The organism is Corynebacterium sp., assembly GCF_012838985.1.
In the GTDB taxonomy this organism is placed as follows: Bacteria; Actinomycetota; Actinomycetes; order Mycobacteriales; family Mycobacteriaceae; genus Corynebacterium.
In genome coordinates, this window is sequence record NZ_DUOE01000039.1 from 13,966 (window position 1) to 30,556 (window position 16,591).

General features: G+C 69.2%; 15 protein-coding genes. 5 read left to right on the forward strand and 10 right to left on the reverse strand.

What is annotated here, in order from left to right; genetic code table 11:
• Positions 1–20: 20 nt before the first annotated feature.
• From GXZ33_RS01935 to GXZ33_RS01950, 4 genes are all read right to left on the reverse strand, one after another.
• Entirely contained in the window at positions 21–677 is a 657-nt protein-coding gene (locus GXZ33_RS01935) for an exonuclease domain-containing protein (RefSeq protein WP_291339172.1), read from the reverse strand.
• Positions 677–2,533, reverse strand: a complete 1,857-nt coding sequence (locus GXZ33_RS01940; protein WP_291339173.1) for a DUF294 nucleotidyltransferase-like domain-containing protein — start codon at positions 2,531–2,533, stop codon at positions 677–679. Before GXZ33_RS01940 ends, GXZ33_RS01935 begins: the two co-directional genes overlap by 1 nt.
• Before the next feature lie 41 nt (positions 2,534–2,574).
• A complete protein-coding gene (locus tag GXZ33_RS01945) occupies positions 2,575–4,035 on the reverse strand; it encodes a cell wall-binding repeat-containing protein (protein ID WP_291339184.1) in 1,461 nt (486 codons plus the stop codon).
• Between the two features lie 87 nt (positions 4,036–4,122).
• Positions 4,123–5,136, reverse strand: coding sequence for a 3-isopropylmalate dehydrogenase (locus tag GXZ33_RS01950; RefSeq protein ID WP_291339174.1), 1,014 nt, complete (start codon positions 5,134–5,136; stop codon positions 4,123–4,125).
• 105 nt (positions 5,137–5,241) lie between these two features.
• Between GXZ33_RS01950 and GXZ33_RS01955 the strand changes: the two genes are divergently transcribed.
• Entirely contained in the window at positions 5,242–6,366 is a 1,125-nt protein-coding gene (locus tag GXZ33_RS01955; protein ID WP_291339175.1) for a Gfo/Idh/MocA family oxidoreductase, read from the forward strand.
• Here the strand turns inward: GXZ33_RS01955 and GXZ33_RS01960 are convergent.
• From GXZ33_RS01960 to GXZ33_RS01970, 3 genes are read right to left on the reverse strand one after another with little or no spacing between them, the layout of a single operon-like run.
• A complete protein-coding gene (locus GXZ33_RS01960; protein ID WP_040085683.1) occupies positions 6,363–6,854 on the reverse strand; it encodes a flavin reductase family protein in 492 nt (163 codons plus the stop codon). The two genes, GXZ33_RS01955 and GXZ33_RS01960, sit on opposite strands and share 4 nt — an antisense overlap.
• Position 6,855: 1 nt before the next feature.
• Positions 6,856–7,878 (reverse strand): acyl-CoA dehydrogenase family protein, encoded by a 1,023-nt coding sequence (locus tag GXZ33_RS01965; protein WP_040085682.1) that lies wholly within the window; start codon positions 7,876–7,878, stop codon positions 6,856–6,858.
• A 2-nt stretch (positions 7,879–7,880) separates the two neighbouring features.
• Positions 7,881–8,429, reverse strand: a complete 549-nt coding sequence (locus tag GXZ33_RS01970; protein WP_040085681.1) for an OsmC family protein — start codon at positions 8,427–8,429, stop codon at positions 7,881–7,883.
• Between the two features lie 351 nt (positions 8,430–8,780).
• Here GXZ33_RS01970 and GXZ33_RS01975 point away from each other — a divergent pair, with 351 nt between their 5' ends.
• Positions 8,781–9,338, forward strand: a complete 558-nt coding sequence (locus GXZ33_RS01975) for a hypothetical protein (protein ID WP_291339176.1) — start codon at positions 8,781–8,783, stop codon at positions 9,336–9,338.
• On the opposite strand, the gene serA is transcribed toward GXZ33_RS01975, so the two are convergent.
• Both serA and GXZ33_RS01985 read right to left on the reverse strand, forming a co-directional pair.
• A complete protein-coding gene (gene serA, locus GXZ33_RS01980; RefSeq protein WP_291339185.1) occupies positions 9,325–10,923 on the reverse strand; it encodes a phosphoglycerate dehydrogenase in 1,599 nt (532 codons plus the stop codon). The genes GXZ33_RS01975 and serA overlap by 14 nt on opposite strands.
• Positions 10,924–11,072: 149 nt before the next feature.
• The gene (locus tag GXZ33_RS01985) at positions 11,073–12,863 is read right to left on the reverse strand and encodes a DUF262 domain-containing protein (protein WP_291339177.1); all 1,791 of its coding nucleotides are present in this window, start codon (positions 12,861–12,863) and stop codon (positions 11,073–11,075) included.
• A 133-nt stretch (positions 12,864–12,996) separates the two neighbouring features.
• Between GXZ33_RS01985 and GXZ33_RS01990 the strand changes: the two genes are divergently transcribed.
• The 3 genes from GXZ33_RS01990 to GXZ33_RS02000 are packed head-to-tail and all read left to right on the forward strand — an operon-like array spanning position 12,997 to position 15,432.
• Positions 12,997–13,965, forward strand: coding sequence for an ABC transporter substrate-binding protein (locus GXZ33_RS01990; protein ID WP_291339178.1), 969 nt, complete (start codon positions 12,997–12,999; stop codon positions 13,963–13,965).
• A complete protein-coding gene (locus tag GXZ33_RS01995; protein ID WP_291339179.1) occupies positions 13,962–14,723 on the forward strand; it encodes an ABC transporter permease in 762 nt (253 codons plus the stop codon). The genes GXZ33_RS01990 and GXZ33_RS01995 overlap by 4 nt, the downstream gene beginning before the upstream one ends.
• Positions 14,716–15,432 carry an ABC transporter ATP-binding protein gene (locus tag GXZ33_RS02000; protein ID WP_291339180.1) on the forward strand — a complete coding sequence of 239 codons (717 nt, stop codon included), beginning with the start codon at positions 14,716–14,718 and terminating at the stop codon, positions 15,430–15,432. Before GXZ33_RS01995 ends, GXZ33_RS02000 begins: the two co-directional genes overlap by 8 nt.
• 158 nt (positions 15,433–15,590) lie before the next feature.
• Here GXZ33_RS02000 and ilvC read toward each other — a convergent pair.
• A partial coding sequence (gene ilvC, locus GXZ33_RS02005) for a ketol-acid reductoisomerase (RefSeq protein ID WP_291339181.1) occupies positions 15,591–16,591 on the reverse strand: 1,001 nt, incomplete at its 5' end.

Genomic DNA, 16,591 nt, shown 5'->3' on the forward strand with positions numbered 1-16,591 from the left:
TACATCCCACCCCCGGCCCATTAACTCATGACGTCCTTCAAGGTGTTGACGGCGAGGGTCGCGCGGTGGGCGAGGTACTGTTCGGCGCACGCCAGGGCGTCGGTGAGCGCGTTGTGGTTGCGGTAGGAGGGCAGGCCGTAGCGGGTACGCACGCGCGCCAGGCGCAGATCCTCACCCCGGGGGTAGGTGCCCATGCGCTCCATGTGGCGTCGCTCGATGGCGAAGGTGTCCACCGTCTTCACTTTCAGGGGTGCCCCGAAGTGCTTCTCACACGCCAGGGAGAGGAAGCCCTGCTCCATCGCCGCGAAGTGTACGAGCATGGCCCTCCCCCGCAGCGCCGCGAGGAACAGCCCCACGGCCTCCGCGTGGTCCATGCCCATGGCGATCTCGTCGTCGGTGAGGTGGTGGATGGTCGCGGAACTGCCGACGGTGAAGCCCTCCGTGCCACGGAGGATGACGTAGCCCGCGCCGGACAGGTCCACCCGCGTGCCGTTCACCGGCACCCAGCCGATGGACACCAGCTGGTCCTTCGTCGGATCCATGCCGGTCGTCTCCACGTCGACGGCGAGCAGCGGCAGCTCCTCGAGCGGGGTCCGGTCCTCAGGGGCGGGGGCGTCGTAGAACGCCCTGAGGGGGCCGGTGGCCTTCTTGGCGGGGTCGGAACGGAAGGGCCACATCAGATGTTCCTCACGAGGTACTTGGTGGCCAGCGCGTTCTGCATGTTCTTGATGATCTGGAAGCTGTCGCGGAGGTGCTCCCGGTCCATCCTGCCCAGCTTGTTCGGGTCGATGTTGTAGTCGGGGACCGTCTTCTCCCGCAGCTGGACCGCCTGGTGCCGCAGGGTGATCGAGTTGAGGTAGTCGAAGGCGTCGACCAGGTCGAGCGCACCCCGCTCGGACACGGCGTCGGAGGCGGAGGCCTCGAGGAGACGGTTCCGGGTGCCCAGGGCCGTGACGCCGCTGGCCAGGGCGAACAGGCGCGCCATCTGGACGATGCCGGCCGTGCCGCCCTTCTTCACGTTGAGGGTGTTGGCGTACTCACCGGAGCGGTCCACGACGAGTCCGCGGAAGAAGCCCAGCGGGGGCTCACGGCGGGCGGCCAGCGCCGCCAGGTGGGCGTGCATGCGGCGGGCTCCGCGGGCCATGCCGACGGCGTTGTTGTGGACGAAGTCGGCGAGTTCGGTGTCCCCGTGGATGCCCCGGAAGTCGAAGAAGGTCTGGGCGTGGAGCAGGGCGTCCGGCTCCGGGGCGGTGACCCAGAGGTGGAACGTGTCGAGCCACTTCGACTTCGTCATGCGCCACTGGGGGTTGGAGGCCATCATGTCACCCGGGCAGAGGACCTGACCGGCGGTGTGCAGGCCCTGGCACACGTACTCGGAGAGGTCCGCGAAGTACTTCCCGTGCTCGGCCTCGTCGTAGTCGTCGGACAGCACCATGGCGTTGTCCTGGTCGGAGGCCAGTCCCATCTCGCGGCGGCCCTGGGAGCCGAGGACCACGAAGGTGTAGGGCACCGGCGGGGCGCCGAACTTCTCCTCGCCGAGCTTGAGCAGGCGGCGGGCGAGGGAGTCGGCGGCGATGGTCATGATGCCGGAGGTCTCCTCGGCGGAGGCTCCGCGTTCGATGAAACGGACGGCGACCTCGGAGGCCTGGGAGTAGGCGTCCTTGAGCTCCGCCGGCGAGTTACGGCGGGAGAATTCTGCGGTGAGGTAGATCGGATCGTGGCGCAGCAGACGCATGACATCGGCGGTGGTGACGATGCCGGTCAGCTGCCCCTCATCCACGATCGGGAGGTGATGGATGCGCATCTCCGCCATGATGAGCATCGCCTCGAAGGCGAGGGTCTCGGAGTTGACGGTGCGGGGGCGCGCGGTCATGATCTCCGTGATCGGCAGCGAGATGTCCAGCCCCTTGGCGACGACCCGGCCACGCAGGTCACGGTCCGTGACGATGCCCTCCAGCTGGTCGCCGTGGGTGATGAGCAGCGAGGAGACCTTGTGCTCCTCCATCAGCTCCGCGGCCTCCCGGATGGTGGCGTCCGGCCCGATGGAGACAGGATTGGGGATCTTGAATTCCCGGAGTTTCGTGCGCAGGACGTCCGTGGAGGAGTCGCCGCGGAGTTCCTCGGCGGCCGCCCGGATGCGCCGCGACTGCGAGGAGTAGAAGCGCATGATGTCCGGGTTCCGCTCCCCCAGCGCCACGAACACCTCACGCGGGAGGAGCAGGAGGAGGGAGTCCTCCACCGCGGTCATGGTGTAGTGGGAGATCTTCTCCCCGAAGAGGGTGGAGTAGCCGAAGCTGCGGCCGTCATCGCGGCGGTCGAGGAGGATGCCCTCCTCGTCGATGACGTCGACGGCCCCGGAGCGGATGATGTAGAGATGGTCGTTCGGGTCGCCGATGCGGATGATGTCCTCTCCGCGGCGGACGTACTCCATGGTCATCTGCGCCGGCAGTGCATCCAGCTCCGCGACGGGGAGGCGGGTGAAAGGCTCAAGGTCAGCAATGAAACTGCGGACTTCTTCGAGTTCGACGGTCATGTCTACAACCCTAGGTGGCCCGCACCCTCCCCGTCAGGGGATTACTGGTAGGAAACGAACCAGGGGCGGGGCTCGATGTCGTACGTCTGCTGCGGGGTGAAGGTGGGCTTGTCCTCGTCGATGAAGTTCTTCCACGCCATGAACCAGTTGTCGTCGAGGCCCTGGCGGACGGCGTCCCAGGTGGCGAACTTCTCCTCCGGCACGCCGTGTCCGTCGGCGTGGAGGATGAAGGCGAGTTCCGGGTGGTCCGTGTTGATGGTCTCGCGGTCGCGGAGCATCTGCATCTGGAACTGGTGGACGATGAGGCCCTTCTGCGGCAGGTTGTTGTCGCGGACGAGAGCGGCCAGCCAGTCAGCGACCTCGTTGATCTCCGCGGCCTCGGCGTGGCCGACGCGCTGGAGCGGGCGCTCCCCGGGCTGCAGGTTCCACTCGGGGTCGAGGGCCAGTCCGACGTTGGGGCGCTTGAGCAGCTCCTCGTAGACCCTGGCCTGTTCGATGAAGCTGGCCTGCCCGGGCTGGAGGTCGAGGAAGGCGTAGCCGCCGGCCTCGGTGATGGCGTCGATGTAGCCGGTGAACTCGGCCGGGTCGCCGACGTTGGTGTACTTGCCGTCCTCGCCCGGGAAGGCGGAGGCGACGGTGACGATGATCTCGAAGGCCGGGATGACCGGCTGTTCCTCGAGTGCCTGGTAGTTGGTGATGTGCTCCTGCACCCGGGCGACCGCCTCGGCCGGGGGCTGCTCGCCCATGACGCCGAGGTCGCCGCCCCAGGGGTGACCGTAGAAGGCGATCATGCGGCGTCCCGGGAAGAGGAGTCCGCCGCCGCCGGGCAGTTCACCGTTGGCGGCCAGCTCGATGGCCCGCTCGAGGCGTTCCTGGTCGCCGAACTGCTCGCCGAGGGCCAGCACGTCCTGGTCGGAGACCAGTGCCATCGACTCGGAGGTCACGCGCGGGTCCGGGTGCGCCAGCACGTGGACCTCGGCGCCGGCCGCGCGGGCGGTGGCGATGGAGGCCAGCGAGGTGGCGTCGGTGGCGAGCATCGCCGGCATGGCCAGCGGGTGCTTCGTGTGTGTCAGGCCGTCCATGCCCTCGGCGGTGTCCCTGTCGAGGGAGGCCACCACGCCTGCGCTCAGCGACGCGGGCACGGCAGCCGGCGGGGCCGCCACCAGCTCGGGTCCCTCGGCGAGGGTGCCGACGCCGCCGACGGTGATGACGCGGGAGGCGCCGAGGCGGTCGATCTCGGCGTCGACGGCCGCCTGGTCCCCGGCGGTGAGCATGGGCACGCCGCCGGCGATCGCCAGGTGGGCGCCCCGGGCCTGGTCCTCAGGGGTGTCGGCGGCGACCACGACGACGTCCGAGCTCTCGAAGAGGCGGGCGGAGGTGTCCACGCCGTTGCCGGCGGCGTCGGCGATGACCTCGGAGGAGGTCATCTCCAGGGCGGGGGTGCCGGGCTTCCGGTCGTCCCCGTCACCGGTGTCCGCCGAGGTGGAGCATCCGGTGACCATGGCCAGGGTGGTGGCCAGGGCCAGTAGTGCTGTACGTCGCCTCACGAATGCTCCTTATATATATGGCGTCTGTCTGCTGCCGACAGACTACTTGAGGGCGGCGGCGATGCGGTCGCCGACCTCGGTGGTGCGGACGGGTCCCTCGCGCTTGGCGACGTCCTCGGCCACCGCCGCCTCGATGCGTGCGGCGTTGTCCTCGTCCCCGAGGTGGCGCAGCAGCATCGCGGCGGAGAGGATGGCGGCGGTCGGGTCAGCGATGCCCTGGCCGGCGATGTCCGGTGCGGAGCCGTGGACCGGCTCGAACATGGACGGGTTGGTGCCGGTGGCGTCGATGTTGCCGGAGGCGGCCAGGCCGATGCCGCCGGAGACGGCGCCGGCCTCATCGGTGATGATGTCGCCGAAGAGGTTGTCGGTGACGATGACGTCGAAACGCGAGGGGTCGGTGATCATGTAGATCGTCGCGGCGTCGATGTGCGCGTAGTCGACGGTGACCTCGGGGTACTCGGTGGCGACCTCGTCGACGGTGCGCTGCCACAGGCCGCCGCCGTGGACGAGCACGTTGGTCTTGTGGACCAGGGTGACGTGCTTGTTGCGGGTCATGGCCAGCTCGAAGGCGTAGCGGACGACACGCTCGGCGCCGTAGCGGGTGTTGACGGAGGTCTCGTTGGCGACCTCGTGCGGGGTGCCCACACGGATGGCGCCGCCGTTGCCGGTGTAGGCGCCCTCGGTGCCCTCACGGACGACGACGAAGTCGATCTCGCCCGGGTTCTTCAGCGGGGACTCGACGCCCTCGTAGAGCTTGGAGGGGCGCAGGTTGACGTGGTGGTCGAGGGCGAAACGCATCGTGAGCAGCAGGCCACGCTCGAGGACGCCCGGGGCGACGGTGTCCGGGGCGCCGATGGCGCCGAGGAGGATGGCATCGTGCTCGCGGAGGGAGTCGAGGTCGGCCTCGGTGAGCAGCTCACCGTTGCGCAGGTAACGACGCGCGCCGAGGTCGTAGTCGGTGGTCTCGATGTCGTCGCGGACGGTGCGCAGCACCTTGAGCGCCTCGTCGGTGACCTCCGGGCCGATGCCGTCTCCGCCAATGACTGCAAGTTTCATTCTGTGGGATTCCTTTCTCACCTGCTGAACTGGTGGCGATTCTATCAGCCCACCCCTCCCCTCGTGCGCTCAACGCGGGTCGTTCTGCGTCCGTACTCTGGGATCATGAACACACCCGCATATGACTCGCCCGTCCGCCTCGCCGTCGTCGGTGTCGGCCAGATCACCCAGCAGGCCTTCCTCCCGGCGCTGCGCAGCCTCGACGACGTCGAGCTCGTCGCCGCGGTCACCGGCTCCCCGGAGAAGGCCGCCGCCTTCGGGGACCGGGTCCGCATCCACGACTACGGCGACTACGACGACCTGCTGGCCTCCGGCACCGTGGACGCCGTCTACGTCGCCACCCCGGTGTTCCGCCACCGCGAGTTCGCCGAGCCCGCCCTGCGCGCCGGGATCCACGTCCTCCTGGAGAAGCCCATGGCCACGAGTGTGGAGGACTGTGAGGCGATGATCGCGGCGTCGGAAAGCAGTGGCGCCACCCTCATGGTGGCCTACCGCATGCACCAGGACGCCTACATGGTGGATCTCGTCGAGCGCGTGACGCGTGGCGAGATCGGTGAGACCCGCAGCTTCACCTCGGTGTTCACCCACGACATCAACGAGGACAACCACCGCGGTCAGAGCGGTTTCTGGGGCGGGCCCGTCCCCGACTTCGGCGCCTACCCCCTCAATCTGGCGCGGCACCTGTTCCGCGCCGAGCCGGTGCGTGTCCACGCGCTGGGCACGCGTAACGACGACCGCGACTTCAACTTCCGCGACACCGTCGGCGTGACGCTGCGCTTCCCCGACGACCGTATCGCGCAGTACACGCTGAGCTACGCCGCCGATGATGTCGACAACTTCACGCTGGTCGGCGCAGAGGGGTCGATGACGTCGGACTCCTGCTACGGCTACGCCCCCGAACCGCCGCGCAACGTCACCGTCACCACGGAAAGCGGCACGGAGACCCGCACCGCGGAGTCCATGGACCAGTTCGCGGGCGAGATCCGCTACTTCGTGGACTGCCTCCGCTCCGGCACCCGCCCCGAGCCCGACGGCGAGGAGGGGCTGGCGGATGTGCGGGTGTTCGCGGCCGTCGAGGAGTCACTGCGCACGGGCGCGGAGGTCATCCTCCCGCCGCGGTCCTTCGGACCGGGGCTCAGCCGGGACCAGGTCCGGGCGATCCCGCCGCGCCCCGCGCACGAGATCCCGGACGACGACGAGCTCATCGACCAGGAACCGCAGGACCGTTAGACCCAGTCGTGGACCTGTCCGCGCTGGTAGAGCAGCGGGCGGGCGTCCTCGTGGGTGCCGCAGTCATGCACCGCGACGGTGAGGATGGTGTGGTCACCGCCCGGGAAGGCGTTGACGATCTCCCCGGCGAACCAGGCGGCGGCACCGTCGAGCACGGCCACCCCCCGCCCCCGGCGATGCGTGCCGACGCCGTCGAAACGGTCGACCCCGCGCCGCGAGAACTGGTACGCGAGAGCACCCTGGTCCGCGGCGAGCACGGAGATGCCCAGCGGCTGACCCACGGTGAGGTACGGCAGGGACTGGGAGGCGTTGTCGACGCTGAACACGACCATCGCCGGCTCCAGGGAGAGCGAGGAGAACGCGGAGACGGTCAGACCGACGTCCTCCCCGGACGGGGTCAGGGCGGTCACCACGGTCACCCCTGAGGGGAAGGTCCCCACGGCTGCCCGCAACTGCTCACCGGTCACCGTCAGATCGGCCACTGTCATGTCATCCCTCCTGCTTCGCCCGGCGAAGCTCCCACTTGAGCTGGGTCTCGGACGGCGACTGTACCGGAATGAACGCCGCCTCACGGAACCGGCGGGAGGCCGGGGAGTTCTGGGCGTAGCCGGCGCCTCCCGCGAGGCGGACCTCCAGTGCGGTCGCGTCAACAGCCGCCCGGGCCGCGGCGAGGCGCAGTTCGAGGAGCTTGACGCGGTCGACGACGGCGTCGTCGTCCAGCACCGCGCAGATGAGCTCCTGCGTGTGGATGAGGTGGGTGACCCGCTCACGGACCTCGGCGACATCCTCGGCGAGGACCTCGTTGAGGCCGGTCAGACGGGTGGCGGCGGCGTCGATCGCGGCATCCGCCACACCCAGGCACTCGGAGGTCTGGAGGATGAGGAACGTCGGGCGGACCGCGGAGATGAAGGCGTCGAAGTCACGCGAGAGGACCTGGCCGTGCGGCACGGGGACGTTCTCCAGGGTGATGCCGGCCGAGGAGGTGGCGTTCAGCCCCAGCAGCGCGAAGGGGGTGCCGAGGGTGACACCCGGGGCGCAGCCGTCGAAGGCGACGAGCAGGCGCTCCCCCGCCGGGGTGCGGGCGGCGGTGACGACGACCGCGTCCTCCGCCAGGTTCGAGGCCCAGGCCAGCGTGCCGTTGAGCAGGTAGCCGTCCTCGCCCGGGGTGGCGGTGAGGTCGATGGTGCCGGCTCCGGCGGCCTCCTTGAAGGCGGGGGCCATGCCGGTGACGCCCGGGCGGGTGCCGTTCTCCAGGGCGGGGAGCACGTAGCGGACGTAGTCGGTGTCCGCGGTGCGCAGGTAGGTGATCACCATGGTGTGCGCCCAGATGCCGAATGCGACGGAGAGGTCGACGGCGGCGATCTCACGGAGCTGACGGGCGGTCTCCAGGAGGGTGGTGCGACGGAAGCCCTCCCGGGCGCCGAGCAGTTCGATGCCGTAGCGGGCCGGGATCTCGTTGTTGTCGACGGCCTTCGCGTTGCCCGCGATGGTCTCGAGAAGTGCAGTGGTCATGTCTACACCAGCTCGGAGGTCAGGTTGGCCGGACGGGTGTAGGTGTTGACCACCGGGGACCAGCGGATGGCGTCGTCGTGGATCTTCTGCAGGGTCCCGCGGTCGGCGTCCCCCTCGATCTCGACCTTGACGCGGACATCGGAAACGCCCGGGCGCTTGTCCTCGCTGAGGTCACCGACGCCCCACGTCGGGGAGACGTCGATGTCGGACTCGATGTCGACGGCGATCTTCGTCAGGGTGACACCGCGGTGGGTGGCGATGGCCTGGATACCGACGGAGATGCAGGCTGCCAGGCCGGCCTGGGCGATCTCGGTGGGGTTCGGGGCGGAGTCGTCGCCCAGCAGCGCCGGCGGCTCGGAGACGAGCACCGGGGCCAGGTCGCGGACCTGCGTGTAGTTGCGGAACAGGCCGTCGGCCTCGGTGCGGGTGCGGATCTTCTTGCGGCCGCCCTCGGGGTTGTCGATGTTCTTCTGCGCCAGCTCCGCGAGCTTCTGCGCGTCGATGGGCTCGAGCGGTTCGCCGGCGGTGTGGTTCGGGGTGAGGTCGGACATGGGGTGCTCCTGGGTCTGTCGGTTCGTTGCCTGCCCCATTCAACACCTCCCCGTCTAGTTCGTCCATACCGTTCGGTCTACATGAGGCGACCCTGCAATGAACCATACGGTCTACCTGCGTTTTTGCCGACCCCGCGCGATGAATGAAACTGTCCGGGCATACTGCAGGCATGACCTCCCCGCACCAGCACCCCGACCTGCCCTGCACCGTCACCGCCGCAGACATCACGGCCGCCGTCTCCGTCGGCCGGGCCCGCCGCCTCCTCGAACACGCACTGCGCGGGGGCTTCCGCCCGGCCACCGATCCCCCCACGCCTCAACGTCCCCGCCGGAGCGGGCCACCTCCTGCTCATGCCCTCGACGCTCCACGGCTGGACCGGCACCAAGATCGCGGGCGTCGCCCCCGACAACCCTGCCCGGGGCGCTCCCCGCATCCAGGCGCTCTACGTCCTCATGGACACCGACACCCTCACCCCACGGGCCGTCATGGAGGGCACCACCCTGACGGCCCTGCGTACACCGGCGGTCAGCGCCGTCGTCGCCGACGCCTCCCTCATCGTCTGCTGCACCTCCTCCCCCACCCCGCTTTTCGACGGCACCCTCGTCCCCGACCACGCCGTCATCGTCGCCATGGGCTCCCACGAACCCGACCACCGCGAACTCGACTCGGCACTGATGGCGCGCTCGCAGGTCATCGTGGAGGACCGGGCCACCGCCCTGCGGGAGGCCGGCGACGTCATCCAGCCGGTGGACGAGGGCGTTCTCAGCGCGGATGACCTCATCGACCTGGCCGACATCGTCCACGGCACCGTCGCGGTCGACACCACCCGGCCGCGGGTGTTCAAGTGCGTCGGCATGAGCTGGGAGGACCTGGCCGTCGCGAAGCAGGTGGAGACTAGTCCAGGTTGAGCTGGATGTCGTTGGTGGCACCCAGGGAATCGGCGATCTGCTTCTGCAGTGCCTCCGGGACCTCTGCGTCGACGCGCAGGATCAGGATGGCGCCGTCACCCTTGGTGGCCTGGGTGAGGGCGGCGGCCTCGATGTTGATACCGGCCTCGCCCAGCTGGGCGCCGACCTTGCCCAGGGCACCCGGGGCGTCGGTGTACTCCAGGAAGAGGTTGCGGCCCTCGGCTCGCATGTCCAGGCCACGCTCGTCGATGCGCACGATCTTCTCGACGCGCTCCAGGCCGGTCAGGGCACCGACGACGGAACGGGAGGAGCCGTCCGCACCGATGGCCTTGACCTCGACGGAGGAACGGTGGGTGGTGGACTCGGTCGCGGTGTCGACCTTGTAGTCCAGGCCACGGCCCTCGGCGATCTTCGGGGCGTTGACGAAGGTGACCGGCTCGTCGGTGGTGGCGGAGAACAGGCCACGGACGGCGGACAGGCCGAGCACGGACAGGTCATCCTCGGTGGACAGCTCGCCGCGGGCCTCGACCTCGAGGGCGACCGGGGCGGAGTCCAGCAGCTGACCGGCCAGCAGACCCAGCTTGCGGGTCAGCTCCAGCCACAGGGCGACCTCCTCGCCGACGCGACCGCCGGAGACGTTGACGGCGTCCGGCACGAACTCGCCGGCCAGGGCCTTGAGGACGGAGGCGGCGACGTCGGTGCCGGCGCGGTCCTGGGCCTCCTCGGTGGATGCACCCAGGTGCGGGGTCACGACGACCTCCGGCAGGCCGAACAGCGGGGAGTCGGTGCACGGCTCGGTGGAGAAGACGTCGAAGCCGGCGCCCCAGATGTGACCGGACTTGATGGCGTCCGCCAGTGCCTGCTCATCGACGAGGCCACCACGGGCGGCGTTGATGATGATCTGGCCCTTCTTGGACTTGGCGAGCAGCTCGGCGTTGAACATGCCGGCCGTCTCCTTGGTCTTCGGAAGGTGGATGGTGACGATGTCGGCGCGGGAGACCAGCTCATCGAGCTCGACGAGCTCGACGCCGAGCTGGGCGGCGCGGGTCGGGTTCGCGTACGGGTCGTAGGCGATGATCTCGGTCTCGAAGGCGGACAGACGCTGGGCGAAGAGCTGGCCGATGTGACCGAAGCCCACGATGCCGATGGTCTTGCCGAAGATCTCCACACCCTTGAAGGCGGAGCGCTTCCACTCGCCCTCACGCAGGGTGGCGTCGGCGGCCGGAATCTGGCGCACGGTGGCCATGAGCAGCGCGATGGCGTGCTCGCAGGCGGAGTGGATGTTGGAGGTCGGGGCGTTGACGACCATGACGCCACGCTCGGTGGCGGCGTCGATGTCGACGTTGTCCAGGCCGACGCCGGCGCGGCCGACGATCTTCAGCTTCGGTGCGGCCTCGAGGACCTCACGGGTGACGGTGGTCGCGGAACGGACCAGCAGTGCGTCCGCCTCCGGAACGGCGGCGAGCAGCTCCGGGGTGTTCGGGCCGTCGACCCAACGCACCTCCACGGCGTCTCCGAGCGCATCTACGGTGGAAGGTGCCAGTTTGTCGGCGATGAGGACGACGGGCTTGCTCACGTGTGAAATCTCCTGCTTTGAAAATGAGGCCCCGGGGCCGGTCAGCGCACCCGACCGAACCAGGAACGAGGAACGGATAACACATTAGTCCTTGAGGTTGCTCTTTGTCCCATGACCTGCCCGGTCTATGAGACAGACCACTCGACAATCACCCCCGTTCACTCCCTGAACGCGTTCGGTCCTTCCTCACCACCGGAGTAGTCGCTGTCGTCGACGTCGCGGACCACGGGCTTGTCCATGGCGTACTCGACCATGCCGACGTACCGGGAACGGCGGTCGCGCAGGAAGTTCGCGAAGTCGGACTGGTGGAGCAGATCCGTGTTGAGCTCATGGGTGGCCAGGACGGTGTCGAACTCGGCGTCGTCGAGAAGCGACTTCGACTGGATGCGCGACAGGTACTGGGCCGGGGCGTAGCCGTCGATGACGACCTCCGTGCGCTTGCCCATCGGGGTGCGGTTGAGGATGCTGTCCGCGACGACCGGCTCGACGCCGTTTTCACGGCACCACTCGACCGGGAAGATCCGGTGGAAACCGGGGTGCAGATCCGGGAAGGTCCACCGGTCGAAGGGCTGGGCCGTGCGCCAGTCACGGGCGCCACGGGCCATGAGCAGCGCGTAGATGCCCTGGTAGACGCCGGAGTTCTCCCGCACCGAGAAGAAGCGGGACTCGGAGAAGGAGGCGTCGCGGATCGTCTTCGGCGGTACGTCGGAGTGCCCGTCGATCCAGGCGGTGACCTCGTCGACGTCGCGGGCGGAACGGTTGATCACGGCCGCGGAGCCGTAGAGCTCGCCGAAGATGCCGCACCAGAACCACTGGTTGAGCTTGTCCCACGCCTTCGTCGACGCCAGCGCCTTCGGGGTGTCCGTCAGGCGGGCGAAGATGACGGCCAGGGGGATGAGCTGCGCGGTGTAGGGCACCTGGTCGATGGTGAGCATGCAGCGCTGGGAGAGGAACTCGGCGGTCTCGAGGAACGTGACGCGCAGCTCCCGCCGGGCGTGGAGGTAGTCCGCCAGCGTGAGGTTGAGGATGTCCTCCCGCTGCCCGGCGGCCTGCCCCCTCCGGGAGGTGACCAGCAGGGACACGGCGGTGAGGAAGTCGGTGCGGTCCACCTTGTCCAGCGCCGGGTAACGGCCGAGGATGCGCCTCGTCTCCTCCCAGTCCGCGGCCAGCGAGAACTCCGGGTCCTCGGTGGCGAAGACCGCGGTGAGCAGCTCGAAGACGTCCATCTGCAGGCCGGCGGAGTTGGCCTGGGCGAAGATCGAGCCGACGCCCGTCTGCGCGGTCTCGCGGGACAGACGGATCATGGGGATGTCGTAGGCGGCGAGGGGCTTGACGATGCGGTCGTAGAAGCGCTTGACGTCCTCGCGGGTCTCCGGCCGGGAGGCGGCCATGTCGAAGAGGAGGTCCGTGCCCGACTCCCACAGCAGGTCGGCCACCGGCAGGCAGCCGTGCTCGATGGCGGCGGCCCGGTCCGGGAGGCCGCCCGGGATCTCGGGGCCGAAGTGGGACTTGACCATGCCGTCGTCGTCGACGGAGAACACGGCCTCGTCCGGCATGACCGGGGAACCGACCGCGAGGGCGACGTCGACGTAGAAGGTGCGGCGGATGCGCTTGGAGCGGAAGTCCACGGTGTCGACCGCGCCGTCGCCCTGGAGGCAGTGGTAGAGGGTGGTGAGGCGTTGCTGACCGTCGAGAAGCAGCAGCCCGGGGTCCTCCTGCGGTTCCGGGGCGCCGGCGATGGGGCGGGGGCGGAAGCGCATCGGGGCGTTGCGGGTGTCCAGTGCCAGCAGCGAGCCGACGGGGTAGCCGCGCAACACGGTGACCAGGAGGGCGCGGATCCGGTCGACGTCCCAGGAGTAGGAGCGCTGGAAGTCCGGGAGCTGCAGGTCGCCGCGGTCGATGCGGGCGAACAGCTCGGACAGGTCGTAGCTCGGCGTGGTGAAACCCATGGCGACGAGTCTAGACCCGGGCACCGCCGTCCGCCGGTGAATGAATTGACACACCACATGTGGACCGACCTGTACGGTAATGACGTTCCTTTAGAGACTGTTCTGTCTATTGAATCCACACCGGAGGTTCCACATGGCGTCACTGACACGCCGCACCTTCCTCGGTGCCGCCGCCCTGGGCACGCTCGGACTGCTCGGCGGTCGCGCCGTCTCCGCCGACCCCACCCCCACCGGCGACACCCTCACCATCGGGTACGTGCCCATCGCCTGCGCCTCACCGCTGCTCGCCGCCGACGCCCTCGGCGCTTTCCGACGCCGCGGCCTCAACGTCACCCTCCGCCGCTTCGCCGGCTGGGCCGACCTGTGGTCCGCGTACCTCACCGGACAGCTGCACGTCACCCACATGCTCTCCCCCATGGCAGTCACCCCCACGTCCCGCCCCACCACGCTGGCGTACACGATGAACACCAACGGCCAGGCGGTCACCGTCGCCTCCCGCCTCCACTCCGAGGTCTCCGGCCTGGAGGACCTGCGCGGCCGCGTCATCGGCATCCCCTTCGAGTACTCCATCCATTCACTGCTGCTGCGCAGGGCGCTTCTCGACGCCGGCGTCGACCCCACCCGCGACCTCGAACTCCGCCTCCTGCGTCCCGCCGACATGGTCGCCCAGCTCGAGGTCGGCGGCATCGACGGCTTCATCGGCCCGGAACCCTTCAACCAGCGGGCGCTGGCCACCGGCTCCGGCCGCGTGCTGCACCAGACCCGCGAGTTCTGGGACCGCCACCCCTGCTGCGCCGTCGCCGTGGGCGACGACTGGCAGGCCGCCCACCCCGGGCAGGCCCGGGCCGTCACCGACGCCCTGGCCGAGGCCTCCGCCTTCCTCAACGCCCCCGGCAACCACGCCGCGGCCGCCGGGATCCTCTCCCACGAGAAGTACCTCAACCAGCCCTCCGCCCTGCTCGAGCCGATCCTCGAGGGCCGCTACCGCACGTGGGCCGGCGACGAGGTCGTCGACCCCGAACGCATCCACTTCGGCGACGCCACCGACCCGGCCGCGCTCGACTGGATGCGCACCGAGCTGCGCCGCTGGGAGCTGGCGTGAGCGCCCGGGTGCGCGCCGGCGCACTGGGCCTCGTGCTCTTCGTCCTGTTCATCGCCGTCTGGCATCTCGCCCCCGTCGGGGGCCTCGCCCCGACCCCGGGTGGCGTGTGGCGCCGCGGCGTCGAGATCCTCTCCGACCCCTTCTACCGCGACGGCCCGGGCAGCGTCGGCGTGTTCTGGCACCTGCTCACCTCCCTGCGCCGCGTGCTCACCGGCTTCCTCCTGGCGGCGGCGATCGCCGTCCCCCTCGGCTTCCTCCTGGGACGCCTGGAGATCCTGCGCTGGGCGGTCGACCCGCTCGTGCAGATCCTCCGCCCGGTCTCCCCGCTCGCATGGCTGCCCATCGGCCTGGCCCTGCTCCAGGACGCCGAGCGCACCGCCGTCTTCGTCATCGTCCTGTCCGCCCTGTGGCCCATCCTGCTCAACACCATCGACGCGGTCCGCCACATCCACCCCACCTACCTCAAACTCACCCGCACGTTGGACACCCCGCTGTGGCTCGCCGTCACCCAGGTGTGGGTCCCCGCGACGTTGCCCGGCATCATCACCGGACTGCGCCTGTCCCTGTCGACGTCCTGGCTGGTCATCATCGCCGCCGAGATGCTCGTCGGCGGTCAGGGCATCGGCTTCTTCGTGTGGAACATGTGGAACCGCCTCGACATCGACGCCATCGTCGTCGCCATCGTGCTCATCGGCCTGACCGGCCTCATCCTCGACCATCTCGTCGCCGCCCTGCAGAGGACCGTCCGCCATGACTGACGCCATCACGCTCACCGACATCACCCGCTCCTACGGATCCACGCGCATCATCGCGCCGACCTCCGTCACCATCGCCCCCGGCCAGTTCGTCTCCCTGCTGGGCCCCTCCGGCTGCGGCAAGTCGACGATCCTGTCCATGATCGCCGACCTCGACCATGCCTCCACCGGCACGGTGCAGGTCGCGGGCCGCCCGGCCGTGGTCTTCCAGGACCACGCCCTGCTCCCCTGGCTCACCGCCCGCGGCAACATCGAGTTCGGCCTGCGCTCCACCCGCCCCGGCCTGTCCGCCGCCGAGCGCCGCGAGATCGCCGACCGCCACCTCGCGGCCGTCGGACTGTCGCACGCCGCCGACCGCCGCCCCGCCCGCCTCTCCGGCGGCATGCAGCAGCGCGTCGGCATCGCACGCGCCTTCTCCGTCGAGCCCGACATCCTGCTTCTCGACGAACCCTTCGGCGCCCTCGACGCCCTCACCCGCCGCGACCTGCAGCTGGAACTGCTCTCCCTGTGGGAGTCCGACCGCCGCACCGTCGTCATGGTCACCCACGACGTCGACGAGGCGATCCTCCTCTCCGACCGCATCCTCGTCATGTCCCCCTCCCCCGACGCCACCGTCATCGCCGACATCACCGTGGATCTGCCCCGCCCCCGCGCCGGCGTGGACCCCGACCCCGCCCTGCGCCGCCACCTCCTCGACCTGCTCCACCCCTGAACCCGACCGCAGGCCCCACCACACACTTATACCCCCACTGTCGCCCGCCGGAAGGTGTCGGGCACATGCGCACAGTGGGGGTATAAGTGTCGGTACCGCACCGGAAAAGGCGGACGCCCCGCCGGAGGAACCGGCGGGGCGTCGACAAGCGGAGAAACTTAGGCGGTCTCGGTGATCTCGACCTTGACCCAGCTCATGAGGTCACGCAGCTTGGAGCCGGTCTCCTCGATCTGGTGCTTGGCGTAGTCCTCGCGCAGACCCTCGAGCTCCTTGTTGCCGTTCTCGACGTTGGCGATGAGGCGCTTGGTGAAGGTGCCGTCCTGGATGTCGGTCAGGATGTCCTTCATGCGCTCCTTGGTGCCGGCGTCGATGACGCGCGGGCCGGAGAGGTAGCCACCGAACTCAGCGGTGTCGGAGACCGAGTAGTTCATGTTGGCGATGCCACCCTCGAACATCAGGTCAACGATGAGCTTGAGCTCGTGGAGGCACTCGAAGTAGGCCATCTCCGGCTCGTAGCCGGCCTCGACCAGAACCTCGAAGCCGGTCTTGACGAGCTCCTCGGTGCCACCGCAGAGGACGGCCTGCTCACCGAACAGGTCGGTGACGGTCTCAGCCTCGAAGGTGGTCGGGATGACACCTGCGCGGGCACCACCGATGGCGGCGGCGTAGGACAGCAGCAGGTCCTTGCCGTTGCCCTTCGGGTCCTGGTCGACGGCGATGAGGCAGGGAACGCCCTTGCCGTCGACGAACTGACGACGGACCAGGTGGCCCGGGCCCTTCGGGGCGACCATGCCGACGACGATGTTCTCGGCCGGCTTGATCAGGCCGAAGTGGACGTTGAGGCCGTGGCCGAACAGCAGAGCGTCACCGTCGTTGAGGTTCGGCTCGATGTCGTTCTCGTAGATCTCCTTCTGGGAGGTGTCCGGGGCGAGCAGCATGATGACGTCGGCCCATGCGGCGGCGTCGGAGTTGGACTTGACCTCGAAGCCGGCCTCCTTGGCCTTCTCCGCGGACTTGGAGCCGTCGCGCAGACCGATGCAGACCTCGACGCCGGAGTCACGCAGGTTCTGGGCGTGGGCGTGGCCCTGGGAGCCGTAGCCGATGATGGCGACCTTGCGGCCCTGGATGAGGGAGAGGTCAGCGTCGGCGTCGTAAAGCA